Origin of the sequence: Bradyrhizobium sp. USDA 4541 (assembly GCF_024171085.1) — a bacterium.
In the GTDB taxonomy this organism is placed as follows: domain Bacteria; phylum Pseudomonadota; class Alphaproteobacteria; order Rhizobiales; family Xanthobacteraceae; genus Bradyrhizobium; species Bradyrhizobium australafricanum.
The window spans coordinates 2,211,358-2,227,565 of record NZ_JALJZF010000001.1 but is presented as its reverse complement, the minus strand read 5'-3'; the positions used below and the strand labels follow the sequence as shown (position 1 = coordinate 2,227,565).

At 67.2% G+C, this 16,208-nt stretch carries 14 protein-coding genes; 6 read left to right on the top strand and 8 right to left on the bottom strand.

Annotated features, from left to right (window positions below):
- Positions 1-27: 27 nt before the first annotated feature.
- The gene (locus J2R80_RS10355) at positions 28-336 is read right to left on the bottom strand and encodes a hypothetical protein (protein ID WP_057019474.1); all 309 of its coding nucleotides are present in this window, start codon (positions 334-336) and stop codon (positions 28-30) included.
- 181 nt (positions 337-517) lie between these two features.
- Here J2R80_RS10355 and J2R80_RS10350 point away from each other — a divergent pair, with 181 nt between their 5' ends.
- On the top strand, positions 518-1,924 hold the full coding sequence (locus J2R80_RS10350; protein WP_253638517.1) for an MFS transporter: 1,407 nt from the start codon (positions 518-520) through the stop codon (positions 1,922-1,924).
- A gap of 115 nt (positions 1,925-2,039) precedes the next feature.
- Positions 2,040-3,314 carry an NAD(P)/FAD-dependent oxidoreductase gene (locus J2R80_RS10345; protein ID WP_229189667.1) on the top strand — a complete coding sequence of 425 codons (1,275 nt, stop codon included), beginning with the start codon at positions 2,040-2,042 and terminating at the stop codon, positions 3,312-3,314.
- A gap of 223 nt (positions 3,315-3,537) precedes the next feature.
- Here J2R80_RS10345 and J2R80_RS10340 read toward each other — a convergent pair whose 3' ends face one another.
- Positions 3,538-4,488 (bottom strand): helix-turn-helix domain-containing protein, encoded by a 951-nt coding sequence (locus tag J2R80_RS10340; RefSeq protein ID WP_253588700.1) that lies wholly within the window; start codon positions 4,486-4,488, stop codon positions 3,538-3,540.
- Between the two features lie 148 nt (positions 4,489-4,636).
- Between J2R80_RS10340 and J2R80_RS10335 the strand changes: the two genes are divergently transcribed.
- Positions 4,637-5,290: an isochorismatase family protein gene (locus J2R80_RS10335; protein WP_253588699.1), complete on the top strand. Its 654-nt coding sequence runs from the start codon at positions 4,637-4,639 to the stop codon at positions 5,288-5,290.
- 200 nt (positions 5,291-5,490) lie between these two features.
- Here the strand turns inward: J2R80_RS10335 and J2R80_RS10330 are convergent, their stop codons facing one another.
- Positions 5,491-6,717, bottom strand: coding sequence for an ABC transporter substrate-binding protein (locus tag J2R80_RS10330; RefSeq protein WP_253588698.1), 1,227 nt, complete (start codon positions 6,715-6,717; stop codon positions 5,491-5,493).
- Positions 6,718-6,770: 53 nt separating this feature from the next.
- Positions 6,771-7,973, bottom strand: coding sequence for a cytochrome P450 (locus J2R80_RS10325; protein WP_253588697.1), 1,203 nt, complete (start codon positions 7,971-7,973; stop codon positions 6,771-6,773).
- A gap of 82 nt (positions 7,974-8,055) precedes the next feature.
- Between J2R80_RS10325 and J2R80_RS10320 the strand changes: the two genes are divergently transcribed.
- Positions 8,056-8,580 (top strand): MarR family winged helix-turn-helix transcriptional regulator, encoded by a 525-nt coding sequence (locus J2R80_RS10320; RefSeq protein WP_253588696.1) that lies wholly within the window; start codon positions 8,056-8,058, stop codon positions 8,578-8,580.
- A 436-nt stretch (positions 8,581-9,016) separates the two neighbouring features.
- On the opposite strand, the gene J2R80_RS10315 is transcribed toward J2R80_RS10320, so the two are convergent.
- A complete protein-coding gene (locus tag J2R80_RS10315; RefSeq protein WP_375162572.1) occupies positions 9,017-10,882 on the bottom strand; it encodes a feruloyl-CoA synthase in 1,866 nt (621 codons plus the stop codon).
- A 184-nt stretch (positions 10,883-11,066) separates the two neighbouring features.
- Between J2R80_RS10315 and J2R80_RS10310 the strand changes: the two genes are divergently transcribed.
- Together J2R80_RS10310 and atzF are read left to right on the top strand one after the other, a co-directional pair.
- Positions 11,067-11,597, top strand: coding sequence for a MarR family winged helix-turn-helix transcriptional regulator (locus J2R80_RS10310; protein WP_253588695.1), 531 nt, complete (start codon positions 11,067-11,069; stop codon positions 11,595-11,597).
- A 194-nt stretch (positions 11,598-11,791) separates the two neighbouring features.
- Positions 11,792-13,621 (top strand): allophanate hydrolase, encoded by a 1,830-nt coding sequence (atzF, locus tag J2R80_RS10305; RefSeq protein ID WP_253590546.1) that lies wholly within the window; start codon positions 11,792-11,794, stop codon positions 13,619-13,621.
- 56 nt (positions 13,622-13,677) lie between these two features.
- Here atzF and J2R80_RS10300 read toward each other — a convergent pair whose 3' ends face one another.
- The 3 genes from J2R80_RS10300 to J2R80_RS10290 are packed head-to-tail and all read right to left on the bottom strand — an operon-like array spanning position 13,678 to position 16,202.
- A complete protein-coding gene (locus J2R80_RS10300; RefSeq protein ID WP_057019483.1) occupies positions 13,678-14,397 on the bottom strand; it encodes a GntR family transcriptional regulator in 720 nt (239 codons plus the stop codon).
- Between the two features lie 13 nt (positions 14,398-14,410).
- Positions 14,411-14,803 (bottom strand): oxalurate catabolism protein HpxZ, encoded by a 393-nt coding sequence (gene hpxZ / locus J2R80_RS10295; protein WP_253588694.1) that lies wholly within the window; start codon positions 14,801-14,803, stop codon positions 14,411-14,413.
- A gap of 1 nt (position 14,804) precedes the next feature.
- The gene (locus J2R80_RS10290; RefSeq protein WP_253638516.1) at positions 14,805-16,202 is read right to left on the bottom strand and encodes an AtzE family amidohydrolase; all 1,398 of its coding nucleotides are present in this window, start codon (positions 16,200-16,202) and stop codon (positions 14,805-14,807) included.
- Positions 16,203-16,208: the final 6 nt, after the last annotated feature.

Genomic DNA, 16,208 nt, shown 5'->3' with positions numbered 1-16,208 from the left:
CGCCAGATCGGTGCACTGCCCGCCGGTTCACGGCTCATCCAGCATACGATAATTCCCGACAATCACCGCACTGCGAACCAGCGGCGGCTCGGCGCAACGATCGCGGATGCCGTCCTGGAACGCCTGGAACGCGGCCAGTTTCGGGATCGGGCTCGAACCGTCCTCGGCCGTGGTCTCGACCATGTGGATGAAGGTATCGTCCTCCAGCCGCAGGGTCAGATAGCGCACGCCGTCGGGCCTCGCCGCCTTCAGCTCGGCGAACACGGCCGACACCAGCGCGGCATTCTTCTCCGCCATCTCCGGCTTCGCCTTGTACCTGATCAGGGTCCGTCTCATCGCAGCCTCCTTGGCCTGGTTCTGCGGCCTGAATCGGCCGCCTCAGACCCAAGGACGTTCGCGAACCGCCAAAGGATGCGGTCCGGCAAAAATAAACTTCGGCCGCATCCTTTGCCCGTTCCGGTTCGTCCTTGCCGGCGAAGCGCGCCGCAACCTCGCGGCGCAGCAACGGAGAACGACCATGCAGACCCCTCGAGAGCGCGCCGAACAGCGCTGGGTGCTCGGCCTCACCGCGCTGGCATCCTTCATGATGGCGCTCGACGCCATGATCATGACCACGGCCTTCGCCACCATCCGCGCCGATTTCGGAAGCGCCGTGGAGACGCTGCAATGGACCGTCAATGCCTTCAACCTGACCTTCGCGGTGCTGCTCCTGACCGGCGCGGCGCTCGGCGACCGGTTCGGGCGGCGCAGGATGTTCGCGGCCGGGATCGGCCTGTTCGTCGTGGCGTCCGCGGCCTGCGCGCTGGCCGGCAACGCCGCGGCCCTGATCGCCGCCCGCGCGTTACAGGGCGCGGGCGCGGCACTGGTGATGCCGCTGGCGATGGCGATCCTGAGCGGCGCGTTCGGCCGGGAGGAGCGCGCCCGCGCGCTCGGCATTTTCAGCGGCATCACCGGATGCGCGCTGATCATAGGTCCCGCGATCGGCGGCTTCATCACCGAGCATCTCGGCTGGCGCTGGATTTTCTGGATCAACTTACCGGTCGGCCTGATCGCGATCGCCCTTGTGATCACGCGCCTGCGCGAAAGTTTTGGGCCGACGGCGCCGCTCGACATCACCGGCCTCACGCTGGTCGCGCTCGCGGCGCTGGCGCTGGTCTGGGGCCTGCTGCGCGGCAACGGCGTCGGCTGGGCCAGCGCGGAAGTGACGGGCGCGCTGATCGCCAGCGTCGCGCTGGCGGCGACGTTCGTGCTGTGGGAGCTGCGTGCCACAAGCCCGATGGTGCCGATGCGGCTGTTCGCGGCACGGCCGTTTGCATCCGGCATGGCCGCAAGCGTGCTGTTCTACGCCGCGATGTATGGCGTGCTGTTCCTGCTGCCGCAGTTCCTGCAGATCGCGCTCGGCTTCGACGCCTTCGGTGCCGGGCTGCGTCTGCTGCCGTGGACGGCGACGCTGTTCGTCACCGCGCCGATCGCCGGCGCCGCGGTCAACCGGTTCGGCGAGCGCACGCTGGTCGTCACCGGCCTCTTGATGCAGGCGATCGGGCTCGGCTGGATCAGCGAGATCGTGAGCCCCGCAGTGCCCTATTCGGCGCTGGTCGCGCCGCTGGTGCTCGCCGGCGTCGGCGTATCGATGGCGATGCCGGCCGCGCAGAACGCGGTGCTGGGTGCGGTCGCCGTCAGCGAGATGGGCAAGGCGTCGGGCGTCTTCAACATGGGCCGCTTCCTCGGCGGCATGTTCGGTATCGCGGCGCTGGTGGCGAGCTTCTCCGCCAATGGCGCAGCCGATTCATCCGGTCATTTCACCAACGGATTCGCGTCGGCGATGAGCCTTGCCGCAACGCTGTCATTCGCCGGCGCGGTCGCGGGACTGTTCCTGCCGATGCGGCGGCGGGCCGTGGCCGCGGCCGCGCCGCAGGATGCGTGAAGCTTGCGGCGATTGGGTTTTGCTATCGGGCGATCAGGCATTTCGTGTTGGAATGGGGCTGCGAATGAATACATAATCAAACGACGAAGCCGTTCGAAACCGGGAGCGACATCAGATGACGCAAGCGCCGGCCAAACCTCATCGCGTGGTGATCGTCGGCGCCGGCTTCGGCGGCCTAGAAGCCGCTTTCGGTCTCAGAGGGGCGCCGGTCGAGATCACGCTGATCGACCGTCGCAACCACCATCTGTTCCAGCCGCTGCTCTATCAGGTCGCGACCGCTTCGCTTGCCACCAGCGAGATCGCCTGGCCGATCCGCTATCTCTTGCGCGACCGGCCCGAGGTGACGACGCTGTTCGCCAATGTCTGCGGCATCGATGCCGCGGCGAAGCGGGTAGCGCTCGACGACGGCGGCAGCATTCCCTACGACACGCTGGTCCTCGCCACCGGCGCGCGCCACGCCTATTTCGGCCACGACGAATGGGAGCCGTTCGCGCCCGGCCTGAAGACGCTGGAGGACGCGACGACGCTGCGGCGGCGCATCCTGGTCGCCTTCGAGCGCGCCGAGCGCGAGACCGATCCGGACAAGCGCGCGGCGCTGCTGACCTTCGTCATCATCGGCGCCGGCCCGACCGGCGTCGAGATGGCCGGCACCATCGCCGACCTCGCCAAGGACACGCTGCCGCAAGACTTCCGTCACATCGACACGCGCAAGGCGCGCGTGGTGCTGATCGAGGCCGGCCCGCGCGTGCTGGCCGGCTTCCCCGACGATCTCTCGGCTTACGCGCAGGCGTCGCTGGAAAAACTCGGCGTCGAGGTGATGCTGGGCGAGCCGGTCACCGAATGCTCGGCCGACGGCGTCGTGTTCGGCGGCAAGAGGCTGGAGGCGCGCACCATCGTCTGGGCCGCCGGCGTGCGCGCCTCGCGCGCCGCCGAATGGCTGAACGCGCCGGCCGATCGCGCCCATCGGCTGCAGGTCGAGCCGGATCTGACCGTGCCCGGCCATCCCGATGTCTTCGCCGTCGGCGACACCGTCACGATCAAGGATCCCGACGGCAATCCGGTGCCCGGCATCGCGCCGGCCGCCAAGCAGGAGGGACGCTATGTCGCCGCGCTGATCAAGGCCCGGCTCGACGGCAAGACGCTGCCGCCGTTCCGCTACAAGCATGCCGGCAGCCTCGCCCAGATCGGCAAGAAGAAAGCGGTGATCGATTTCGGCTGGCTCAAGCTGCGCGGCTCGCTGGCATGGTGGATCTGGGGCCTCGCCCACATCTACTTCCTGATCGGCGTGCGCCATCGGATTGCGGTGGCGATGAACTGGCTCTGGATCCACACCCGCGACCAGCGCGCCGCACGGCTGATCACACAAGGCAGCAGCAAGGTCGCGCAGTAGGTGACTCGGCGCTGCGCTATCCCGTTATCCGTCATCCCCGCGCAAAGGCTCCGCCTTTGTCGCTGGAGGAGCGCTGCACGCGCGTCTCGAAGGATCGACGGCCCCGCTAGTGGCCGTACATCCTTCGAGGCTCGCCCAGCGCCGCAATTTGCGCCGCAAGGCTCGCACCTCATCAGGATGACGGATAACAATCTGTCTTAGCCTCTCAGCGCTGTACGCATTCTCACCCCATCACCTGGTGCGGCGAGCGGCCGAACGCGGCCTTGAAGGCGCGGCTGAAATGCGAGACGTCGCTGAAGCCGAAGCTCAGCGCAACATCGGTGACATGACTGAAGCGCCGCTCCGCCAGCGCCTGATAGGCGGCGGCGAGGCGCTGCTGCCACAGCCATCGGATCGGGGTCGTGCCTTCGCGCGCAAACAGGCGATTGAGCGTGCGCGGCGCCATGTTCTGCGCGGTGGCGATCGCATCGAGATCGAGCCCGGGATCGTCGAGATTGGCCAGCATGTAGGCCTTGACCCGCGCCAGCCTTTCGTCGCCGCGCTGCGGCCCTTCGTCCGTCAGCTCGGTCTGCAGCGTGGTTGCGAAAATATCGAGCGCCGCCGCGCCAAGCCGTGTCGCCGCAGGTCCGGCCGCGTCGTCGAGCCGCGTCAGCCGGCGGATCAGCGATCCCGCCAGCGCTCCCACTTTCGACGCGTTGCCGACCCGCCGCGCCGTCAGGCGCTGCGCATCCGGCAGGCGCACGAGCAGCAGCGGCCGCGGGATCGACACCATGATCGCGCGCGCGCTCGGGGCGAATTCGAGCGTGAACGGCTGCGCCTGGTCATGCAGCATCAGATCGCCCCGGCGCATGCGCACGTCGCGGCCGCCCTGGGCAAAGCTGACCTCGCCGCGCAGCGTGAGCCACAGCATGAAATAGTCGCGCGGATCCCTGCGGACGTCGCTCGCGCTGCGCATCACCCGGATGCGGTCGGCGGCCGGCGTCGACGACCAGATGTCGTTGATAGCCAGCGGGCCGAGATGGCGGATCGAGATCGACGCCTGGAACGCCTCGTCGACGACGCGGCGGCATTCGGTCAGCGAGAATTCGCGGCAGGTGACGTGATGCCAGCGGTCGAAACTGTCACCCGGCGCGACAAGCGTTTGCGCGACGACTGTATGATCTGGGGTCTGCATCGGACCTTGCTCCCGCCCAACCCGGCAGCGGGATATTCTGCGTCCAGCCCTCCCTTCTGGCAAGCAGAGACCAGCGACTGGCCGGCGCAGCCAAGAACGATCGCGGGAACCGGCGTAGAAATTGTCTCTCACCAGGAGGAGACACCACATGGGCTACCAATGCGAAATCATCGATCCGGCGCGAACCGTCATGATCGTCGTCGACATGCAGAACGATTTCGTGGCCGAGGGCGCCAAGCTGCGTTCGGCGCAGGCCGCCGCCATGGTGCCGCGGCTGGCGCAGACCCTGAAGGCCTGCCGGGACAAGGGCATCCGCGTCATCTACACCGCGCATGTGCATCGCCGCGACGGCAGCGACATGGGGCTCTATGACGATCTCTATTCGCCGATCGCCGACCGGTCGTCGCTGGTCGACGGCAGCGAGGGCGTCGAGATCTTCAACGACCTCGCCCCCGCCCCCGGCGAGCACGTCATCAAGAAGCACCGCTACAGCGCGTTCTTCGCCACCGATCTCGATCTCATCCTGCGTGAATGGGGCATCACCACGGTGATCATCTCGGGGACCACGACCGAGAACTGCTGCCACGCCACCGCGCGCGACGCCATGTTCCACAATTACAAGGTCGTCTTCCTGTCGGACGCGACCGGCACGTTCGACTATCCCGATGTCGGCCAGGGCGCGCTGTCCGCCGACGAAGTACACCGCGCCACGCTGACGATCCTCGCATTCTCAACGGCACATGTGATGACGGCGGCCGAGATGCTGGCGCGGGTGAAGGTGGCGGGTTCGAAGGCGGCGTAGCGAGTTCACGAACAGCGCATCGCACATTCGGTCTGCCTCTCCCCTTGTGGGAGAGGCCGGATCGCATGAAGCGAAGCGCAATGCGATCCGGGTGAGGGGTTGCGGTCTCTCCGGTCCGTACGCCGTGTGCAGAGATACCCCTCACCCCAGCCCTCTCCCACAAGGGGAGAGGGAGCGCAGCAGCATTCGCGGCGAAGAGCTCACTTCACCAATGAGCAGCCGCCATCGGCCAGCGGGCGGAACGCCTGGTCGGCCGGGATGGTCGCGATCAGCTTGTAATAGTCGTAGGGGTACTTCGACTCTTCCGGCTTCTTCACCTCGAACAGATACATCGGGTGGACGACGCGACCGTCCTGGCGGATCGTGGTGTCGCCGAACAGCTTGTCCTTGCCCTTGAAGGTCTTCATCTGCGGCACCACCGCCTTGGCGTCGTCGCTGCCGGTGGCGGCGACCGCGTTGAGATAGGCGAGCGTCGAGGCATAGACGCCGGCCTGGTTGCCGCTCGGCATCTTGCCGTTCATGCCGGGACGCGCGGCGAAGCGTTTTGCGAACGCGCGGGTGTCGTCGTTCATGTCCCAGTAGAAGGCTTCCAGCAACTGCAGGCCCTGCGCCACCTTCAGGCCCATGCCGTGGATGTCGTTCACGAACAGCAGGAACGCCACCATGGTCTGGCCGCCCTGCTGGATGCCGAACTCGGCCGCCTGCTTCACCGCGTTGATGGTGTCGCCGCCGGCATTGGCAAGCCCGATCACTTTTGCTTTCGAGCTCTGCGCCTGCAGCAGGAACGACGCGAAGTCCGAGGTGCCGAGCGGATGCTTGCTCGAGCCCAAAACCTTGCCGCCGTGCTTCTCGATGTAGTTGGTCGCTTCAGCCTCAATGCCTTTGCCGAGCGCATAATCGACCGTCACGAAATACCAGTCCTTGCCGCCACGCTGCATCATCGCGGCCGCGGTGGTGTTGCCGGTGGCCCAGGCGTCGTTGACCCATTGAATGGTGTTCGGCGAGCAGGCCTTGCCGGTGAGGTCGGAACTCGCGGTCGACGACGCCAGGAACGTCATCCTTGAGTCGCGCAGGATGGTGTTGATGGCGAGCCCGACCGCCGAGTTCGGCACGTCGACGATGGCATCGACGCCTTCGACATCGAGCCATTTGCGCGCGATCGCAGAGCCCACGTCGGCCTTGTTCTGGTGATCGGCATAGACGATCTCGACCTTGATGCCCTTGCCGCCACCGCCAAAATCTTCCGCAGCCATCCGCGCGGCTTCCACCGAACCCATGCCGTTGGTGTCCTGGAAGATGCCGGAAATGTCGTTGAGCACGCCGACGCGGACCACGTCGCCGGAAATTTCCGCGCGTGCGCTGCCCGCGGCGCAGGCCAATGCCAGCGCAAGTCCAATCCTAGATCGCCCAGCCCCGAAGCCCCTCATCGTCTCCCTCCCATGTTTCCTCAATCGACCTTTTGCTGGTCTTGTGCGTTTCGTCAGGCCGGCGTGATCTCGACCGGCAGGCTGCTGAGCCCGCGCAGCGTGTTGTTGAAAAGGCGCTTCGGCTCGCCGGTGATGTCGATCCTGGCGACACGACGCGCCAGCGCCGCCAGCATCACCTCGCCTTCGAGACGGGCGACGAGCTGGCCGACACACATATGGATGCCCGAACCGTAGCCGACGTGGCCCGACGTACGACGGGTGATGTCGTAGCTGTCGGGCGCTTCCCAGCGGCGCGGATCACGATTGGCCGCAGCGAGGAACATCAGCACCTTCTCGCCTTCAGGAATGCTGGCCCCACTGAGCTCGACGTCGCGCGTCGTGGTGCGGAAGAAAGTCTGGACCGGACTTTCGAACCGCACGGCTTCCTCGAAGGCGTTGCGCGCCAGCGTCGGATCGGCGAGTAGTTTCTGGAACTGGTCGGGGAAGCGGGCGAGGCAGTAGACGGCGGCGCCGATGCCGTTGACGGTGGTGTCGAGACCGGCCGACAGCAACGAGCGCACCAGCAGCGGCGCTTCGGTCGCGGTAATGGCGCCGGTATCGACATGGGCGTGAATGCAGGCGCCGATGCCGCCCGGGGTGAGATTGTCGCGCTGGCATTGCTCGGCAACATAGGCCTGATGCGGCGCCGAGCGCTCGATCGCCTCCTTGCGGAGCTCGTTCGGCGGGCCGAAGGCATTGAACACCAGACTGGCGTAGGGCAGCAGATGCTCGCGGCCCTCCGGCCTCAGGCCGAGCGCATCCGGGAAGACCGACAACGGATAGGCTTCCGCAAGGTCCGCGATCGCGTCGAACCTGCGCTTCTCCAGCAGCGCGTCGAGGCGGGCCTCCGCGGCGGCGGCAAATTGCCCGCGAAGCTGCTTCATCACGGTCGCCGACAACACCGTGCTCAGCACGGCGCGGGTCCGGGTATGGGCGGGCGGGTCGGCCTCCAGGATCAGGCTCGCCGGCCGCCACGGCTTCTCCTTGGAAAAGTCGCTGAGGCCGACGCCGCGGCTGGAGCAGAAGGTCGCGGGGTCGTTCAGCACCGCATGGACCTCGGCGTAGCGCGCAACCCCATAGACATTCCACTTGTCGAGATAGACCACCGGCCCGGCCTCGCGCAGCCGCTCATGGGTCGGGAATGGGTCGGCGAAGAACTCGAGCGCGAACGGATCGATGTCGAGATGCGGGACGGACGCAGCTTCTGTTGCAGTCATCGGGACCTCCCGAGGTTTGATCTTGTCAACACGGGCCGCATATCTATTGCTCCCGGACAGTTTCGCAGCGATGATTTGAGAGATGAGCAGCCAGCCCTTCCCCCGAAAGCCCCGCCGGCCGAGACCGGCCGATCCCGCAGACGCCAGTGACGGCCCGCTGCTGGACCTTGATCGCTATGTGCCGGCGTTCATCACCTTCATCGGCAACAAGCTGTCGAACAGCGCCACCGCGTTTTACCAGAAGAATTTCGGCGTCAACGTCACCGAGTGGCGGATCATCTCGCAACTGGCGATCGAGCCGGGGATTCCCGCTTCCCGGATCTGCCAGGTGATCGGCTTCGACAAGGGGCCGGTCAGCCGCAACCTCGCGGCATTGCAGAAGCGCGGCCTGCTGACCATCCGCACCGCTCCGGACGACGGCCGCACCCATTCGATCACGCTGACCGCGCGCGGCCGCGCCGTCCATGACAAGGTCATCGTCGCGGCGCTGGAGCGCGAGCGGCGGCTGCTGGCGTGCCTGAAGAAGGACGAGCGCGAGGTGCTGATCGAGCTGCTGCGTCGGCTGCACGAGAATCTCGGCGCCGTCACCGGGCAAGGCACGACCTGACGGCGCAGCCGTGCCATGGTCGCCGCGCTGCGCCCCCACAGTATTCGCCCGATCTTCCATGCGTGCCGTTCGCGCCGTGCTGCGCAACATTCTCCTCCCAAACGCGTGGCCGTTGACCGGCCCTGTCCCTATGGGTGCGGAAACTCGCACAGCTTAGTTGCTATGGCAACTAAAAACGCAGCCGCGTGCAGCGCGGCAAGTGGAAGCAGCGGGGACCTGGCGGGTTGGACAGCTGAAACTTGGATGATCCGTGCCACAAACGCGGTGTCGTCCCGGCCTCCGAGCCGTGACCCATAACCACAAATGCTGATTATCGCATGTCGGCGGAACGACGAACTTTGTTCACAATTTCGGCCGCGGAATATGGGTCCATGCTTCCGCAGGGACGACGGCAGTGTACGCGGCGCGCTGCTGGCGCGTCAGAAGCACAAATCGCTCACAAGCCCGCGCAGGCAATCGCCTCACCCGACCCGTCGTCCTCCAATACCGCCACTGCTGCGGCGCGGCGCGTCAGCACGGCGCGCTGATTGATGTAGCCCTTGTCGGTGATCTCCCCGCCGTCGACCGAGGCGGACTCGGCCAGCAGCAGCGCGCGGGTGGCATGGCCGGAGGAATGGCCGCCTTGCGCCTTCAGCGTCGCCAGCCCCCGCCCAACCGCAGCACGGACCGCCGGATGACCGATCACCTCCCGCGCATCGGCGCTCTCGGGCAGCCCTGCCAGCGAACGGCAGGCGGCGAGGTTCGGAAACACCAGGAAGCGCACCTCGTCGCGGCCATGGCCTGTGACGACGATGTCCTGCGCGAGCGGCGCCAGCGCCGCGATGCCGGCGACGCGCAAGGTGCCGACGCTGACCCAGGTGCCGGAATTGAGCTTGAAATCCTCCGCCACGCGGCCGTCGAAGAACAGGCCGAGATCGGGCCGTGCGGGATCGGCGAAGGTGACGGCGTCGCCGATCTTGTAAAAACCCTCGGCATCGAAGGCCTCAGCGGTCAGCTCGGGCGCCTTCCAGTAGCCCGGCGTGACGTTGGGCCCGCGCACGCGAACCTCGAGCTTGTCGCCCGACGGCACCAGCTTGAGCTCGGTGCCGGGGATCGGCACGCCGATATTGCCGGAGCGCTTGGCCAGGAAGTGGCAATCGGTCGCGAGCGGCGAGGTCTCGGTCGAACCCCAGGCCGACACCATCGGCAGCCGGCGGCCGACCGTCCGCAACGACAAGTCCTCCAGCGCGTCCCACAGATTCTGCGGCAGCGCCGCGCCGGCATAGAAGGCGAATTTGGTGCCCTCGAAGAATTTTCTGCGCAGTTCGTCGTCGGTGCGCAGCGCCGCGATCAGCATGTCGAAGCCGCGCGGCACGTTGAAATAGACCGTCGGCACCACGCTGCGCAGGTTGGCCAGCGAGGTCGCGAACAGCCCGGGCGCCGGCTTGCCGCCGTCGATATAGAGCGTGCCGCCGTTGCGCAGCACCAGGTTGAAGTTGTGGTTGGCGCCGAAGGTGTGGCTCCACGGCAGCCAGTCCAGGATCACCAGTTCCTCGCCCGCTTGCTCCAGGAACGTCCAGGTCTGCGCCTTGGCTTGCTGGCTCGAGGTCAGCATGCGCTGGGTGTTGATCACGGCCTTCGGCGTGCCCGTCGAGCCCGAGGTGAACAGGAATTTTGCGATCGTGTCCGCCGTCACCGCCGCGAACGCCTTGGCGACCCCGGGCGCTTCCGGCGTGGCAGCGACGGTACGGAACGACAATGCGTCGGCGTCGTCCGGATTGCCGCTGACGATGGTTGCGCGATGCAGCGGCTTGATTGCGGCAAGCGCCGCCGCGAACGGCCTTGTGCTTGCGACGTAGATCGCGCCGGGGTCGAGCAGCTCGATCATGCTCTTCAGCTTGTCGAAGTCTTTCGACATCAAGGAATAGGCCGGCGAGATCGCGGCCGAGGGCACGCCGACATGCTGCGCGGCGAGCGCGAACAACGCGTGATCGATGCCGTTGTCGGAGAGGATGACGAGCGGACGTTCCGTGCTCAGCCCTCGCGCTAGCACCCACGATGCGGCCCGCCGCACGATGCCGAGCGCGTCGCGATAGCTGACGGTGCTCCAGGGCGCATCGGCATTGGCGCGCTCGCCGAGAAAGATGCGATCCGGCGCCTGCCGCGCCCAATGCTCCAGCCAGTCGCCGACGCAGCGGGCGCCTTGCTTCAGCGGCGTGGTGGAGCGGACCAGGATGCTGCCGTCGTCGCGGCTGACCGCAACGATCGCGGGCGTCGCGAACAGGCTGCTCGGATTGTCTCCGCCGGCGGCGGCCATCGTCATGGTTTCCTCCTCGCCCAAGTCTTGTCACCCAAGTCTTGTCACCCGTGTCTTATCGGGATCGCGCCGCAACATGGTGCGGCGCCGCGGTCCCGGCCGGGCTCTTTGGTCATAATGTTGCGGACATCAATTGTTGTCGTCAACAACAATCTTTCCATCCCAGCTTGGGCGCGCTAGCCTTGCGGTCATGGCGAGCCAGCAAAAGACATCGCGCAAGGCGGCAGGAACGGCAGCGGCGATCCGCCGCCCCCGATCGCATGGAGCAAATGGCGGGGCGCCCGGCGGCGAGGCCGGCGACGACATCGGCCTCGACGCGCTGGTCGGTCACGCCGGCTATGCGGTGCGGCGCTTCCAGCTCTGGATCTTTCAGGACTTCATCAAGACGCTGGCGACGGTCGATATCCGTCCAACCCAGTATTCGGTGATGACCGTGATCGGGGCCAATCCGGGCCTCAGCCAGATGGCGGTGGCAAAGCGGCTCGGGATCGAGCGCGCGCGGCTGGTGCATCTGCTCGACAGCCTGGAAGACCGCGACTTCGTCAGCCGCGTCCCCTCCGCGACCGACCGCCGCTCCCATGCGCTGCATCTGACGGCGCGCGGCAAGACCGCGCTGGCGCAGTTCAAGCGGCTCGCCGCCGAGCATGAGCGGCATGTCGCCGAGAAGATCGGCAAGGAAAATCGCGAACAGCTGCTGCAGATCCTTGCCTGCTTCACCTGACCTCGCGACGAGACTTCGGCCTGACCGGATTTGCCTCTAAATTGGGCAGACACGCTCTCAGGCCAGCCTGCGCTCGCTCCCGACGAGCGTTTCAAGCAACTGATATTGTACAATAATCCGCCTCGCAACGGACGCGGGCGAATTGTACACAATGGCACATTGCTTGCTTCGATCAGGCTGCAATTCCCTTGCGGATGGCGTCCGACGCCTCCCGCTCACGAGATGAGGCCAAGCACGTGACTGAAACTGTCGCCGCGATCGTCGCCGCGCACCGCGCCGGGACCATGACGCCGGCCCAAACCGTGGCGCGCAGCTACCAGCGCATCCGCGAGCACAACGATCCCGCCATCTTCATCAGCCTGCGCGACGAGAAGGATGCGCTTGCCGAGGCCGAGCGGCTCGCCGATCCGACGTTGCCGCTTTACGGCGTGCCGGTCGCGGTGAAGGACAATATCGACGTCGCGGGCCTGCCGACCACCGCCGCCTGCCCGGCGTTCTCCTATCTGCCTGAGCAGGATTCCACCGCGGTCGCCAAACTGCGCGCGGCCGGCGCCATCATCATCGGCAAGACCAATCTCGACCAGTTCGCCACCGGCTTGGTCGGCGTGCGCTCGCCCTACGGCATTCCCAGGAACCCGGTGCGCGGCGATCTCGTGCCGGGCGGGTCGAGCTCGGGCTCCGCGGTCGCGGTCTCCGCGGGCCTGGTGCCGCTGTCGCTCGGCACCGACACCGCGGGCAGCGGCCGCGTGCCGGCGATGCTCAACAACATCGTCGGGCTCAAGCCGAGCCTTGGGCTGATCTCGACCACCGGCGTCGTGCCGGCCTGCCGCACGCTCGACTGCGTCTCGATCTTCTCGCTCACCGCCGACGACGCGCTGGCCGCGCTCGCCGTCATGTCCGGGCCGGATGACGCCGATCCGTACTCGCGCGACCGGGCGCTGGCCCCGCTGGCGAGCTTTCCGGCCAAGCTGAAGCTCGGCATTCCCCAAACCGGCCAGTTGAAATTCTTCGGCGATCGCGAGGCCGAGGAGGCCTATGGCGAGGCGTGCAAGCGCTGGCAGGCGCTCGGCGCCAACCTCGTCGAGTTCGACCTCGCGCCGTTCTACGAGACCGCGCGGCTGCTCTATGAGGGCCCGTGGGTGGCGGAACGGTATCTCGTGATCCGCGACCTGCTCGCGTCGTCGCCCGAGGCGGTCCATCCGGTGACGCGCGAGATCACCGTCGGCGGATCGCGCCCCACCGCTGCGGACACCTTCTCGGCGCTGTACCGCCTCGAGGCGCTGCGCCGCATCGCCGAGCGCAGCCTTGCGCAACTCGATGCGATCGTGCTGCCGACCGCCCCGACCGTGTATTCCACCGCTGACGTGCTCGCCAATCCGATCGAGCTGAACTCGCGGCTCGGCACCTACACCAATTTCGTCAACCTGCTCGATATGTGCGGCCTGGCGCTGCCGGCAGCGATGCGGCCCGACGGCGCGCCGTTCGGCATCACGCTGCTCGCGCGCGCCGGCCGCGACGCCGAGCTTGCCGGCATCGGCCGCGTGTTTCACGCCGACACCGGACTTACACTCGGCGCCAATTCACTTCCGCAGCCGCCGCTCACCGCCGCGCCGACGCAGGCCGGCTCCGACGACATCACCATCGCGGTGGTCGGTGCGCATCTCTCCGGCATGGCGCTGAACCACGAGCTGACGACGCTCGATGCGCGCCTGCTGGAAGAGGCGGTCACTGCACCGGACTACAGGCTCTACGCGCTCGACACCACGCCGCCGAAGCCCGGCATGCTGCGCATCGAGGCCGGTGCCGGCGCAGCGATCAAGCTCGAACTGTGGGCGATGTCACCGGCAGCATTCGGAAAGTTCGTCGCCGCGATCCCGCCGCCGCTGTCGATCGGCACGATCAGGCTCGCCGACGGACGGCAGGCCAAGGGCTTCATCGTCGAGCCCGCCGCGATCCAGGGCGCGAAGGACATTTCCGCCTATGGCGGCTGGCGCGCATTCATGGCGGAGAGGGCGAAAGCCTAGCCGCTCCGGCGGCGCACTCCCTCGCCCCGCTCTCTCGGGGGAGAGCTAAGGAGAAGCTACACCGACACCGCGTAGGTCTCGTACTCCCCGCGCACCTGCTCGATATGGGCGCGCATCGCCGCGGCGGCGCCTGTCTTGTCGCCGCGCATGATGGCGACGACGACGCGGTCGTGCTCGGCGTGGGATTTTGCCAGACGGCCGAGGTTGCGGAACTGGGCGCGGCGGAACGGCTGCACGCGCACCCGCGTCGCCAAGGTGATCTCGGCGATGTAGGCGTTCTGCGACCCGGCATAGATCGCGTTGTGGAAGCGCTCATTGACCTCATGGAAGCGCTCGGGATTGCCGGTGTAGCTCAGCACCCGCAACTCCTCGTGGATCGCTTCCAGCGCGTGGCGCTCCGCCGCCGTCATCCGCTCGGCGGCGAGGCCGGCACAGATCGCCTCCAGCTCGGCCATCGCCTCGAACATGCCGGTGAGCCGTTCAAGCGAGGGCCGCGCCACCACGGCGCCGCGATGCGCTCGGGCATCGATCAGGCCGCTGGCGGCAAGCTGCCGCAGCGCTTCGCGCACCGGGGTGCGCGAGACGTTGAAGCGCCGCGCAAGGTCGGTTTCATCGAGCCCGGCCCCCGGCGGCAGCGTGCCACGCACGATCTCGTCGGCGAGTTGCAGCCGCAGCTCTTCGGCACGGGTGACCTTGTCGACCAGCGACGACGGCCGATCGATGCGGCGCACCGTCATCTCGGATTCTGCGCCCTGCGGCAGATCTTCCAGGCTCATCCTCAAGCGCCCTTCAAGCACCTTTGGGTTCGTCGATGACGCTGACATGGGCGGCGACGATTCTCCAGCCCTCGGGGAAGCGAATCCACGTCTGCATCTGCCGCCCCACTCTGCCCGGCGCGCTGTCCCGGTAGAACAGCGTCGAGGCGATCGCGGTGTCGCGGCCATAGGTCGTGATCACGGTCCGCTCGATCTTGCGCATCAGCCCGACCGGCGAGCGCCCGGCGCGAAACGCCATGATCTCGGCATAGCCATAAAGGTTCTCGCCGATACCGTAACGCAGCGTGCGGCGGTCGTCGCGGAACAGCTCGTCGAGCACCGCGACGTCGTTCGAGACCAGCGCCTTCTCATATCGCTGGAACTGCGCGGTGACCTCGGCGACGACGTCGGGAATATCGATTTCCATATCAGAGTCCTCTCGGCGCCGGCGCGGCCGCAACGCCCATCTGTTCCAGCGCATAGGCGACCCGCAGCGCGACGTCCTCGCGCCAGGGCGCCGCGATGATCTGCACGCCGATCGGCAGCGGCTCAAGCGGCACCGGCACGGCGACCACCGGCAGACCGATGAAGGAGATCGGCTGGGTGTGGATGCCGATATTGGCGCGCACCGGAAGCTCGACGCCGTCGAGCGTGAAACTGGCCTGACCGATCTTCGGCGCGGTGCACGGCGTCGCCGGCGCCAGGATCACGTCGACCGACTGGAACAGCTCCATCACCTTCGCGCGATACCAGCGGCGGAATTTCTGCGCCTTGTCGACATAGACCGCCGGGATCATCGCGCCCGCAATGAGACGGTCGCGCACCGCCGGATCGAAATCGTTGGGACGCTTGCGCAGGCGATCGAGATGCAGCGCGGCACCCTCGGTCGTGGTGATGATGTAGGCCGCGGCGCGAGCGCGCGCCGCTTCGGGAAGCTCCACGATCCGCGCGGCACCGAGCGCCTTCGCGACACGCGCGACCGCCTCTGCCGCCTCCGGAAACAGATTCTGCTGGAAATAGCCGCCGGCGATCGCAACCCGCAACCCGCCAATATCGTTGGCAAGCAACGGCACGGTCGGCTCGACCGACTGCACAATGCAGGCCGGATCATCGGCATCAGGCCCCTGCATGGCGTCGTAGGCGAGCGCGAGATCCTTCACGCTGCGCGCCAGCGGGCCGAGATGATCGAGGCTGGCGACGAACGGATAGGACCGCGCGCGCGACAGCCGGCCATAGGTCGGCTTCAGGCCGAACGTGCCGCAGAACGACGACGGCACGCGGATCGAGCCGTTGGTATCGGAGCCGAGCGCGATCGGCACCAGCGCGCCGCCGACGGCGCTGCCGGAGCCGCCGGAGGAGCCGCCGGTCATTCGCGCCGGATCATGCGGATTGCGCGACGGGCCGTCATGCACATTCTCGCCGGTGAAGTCGTAGGCGTATTCGCCCATGTTGAGCGCGCCGACCAGCACCGCACCGGCCGCTTCCATCCGCTCGATCAGCGTCGCATCGCGCGGCGACGGCGGCAGGTCGCGGTTGATCTTCGAGCCGGCGCGGGTCGGAAGGCCCTGCACATCGAACAGGTTCTTGACCGCGAAGGGGACGCCGGCGAGCGGGCCGACCGGTTGACCGGCGGCGATCGCGGCATCGACCGCGCTGGCCCTGGCGCACGCGCGATCGGCGGTGACGTCGGTGAAGGCATTGAGGACCTTGTCATGCGCTGCGATCCGCGCCAGCGCAGCCTCGGTCGCGGCAAGAGCCGTGATCTTGCGGCTCGATACGGCCTGCGCGATCTCGGCGGCCGACATGGGAACGGGAGTTTCGGACATCGGGGT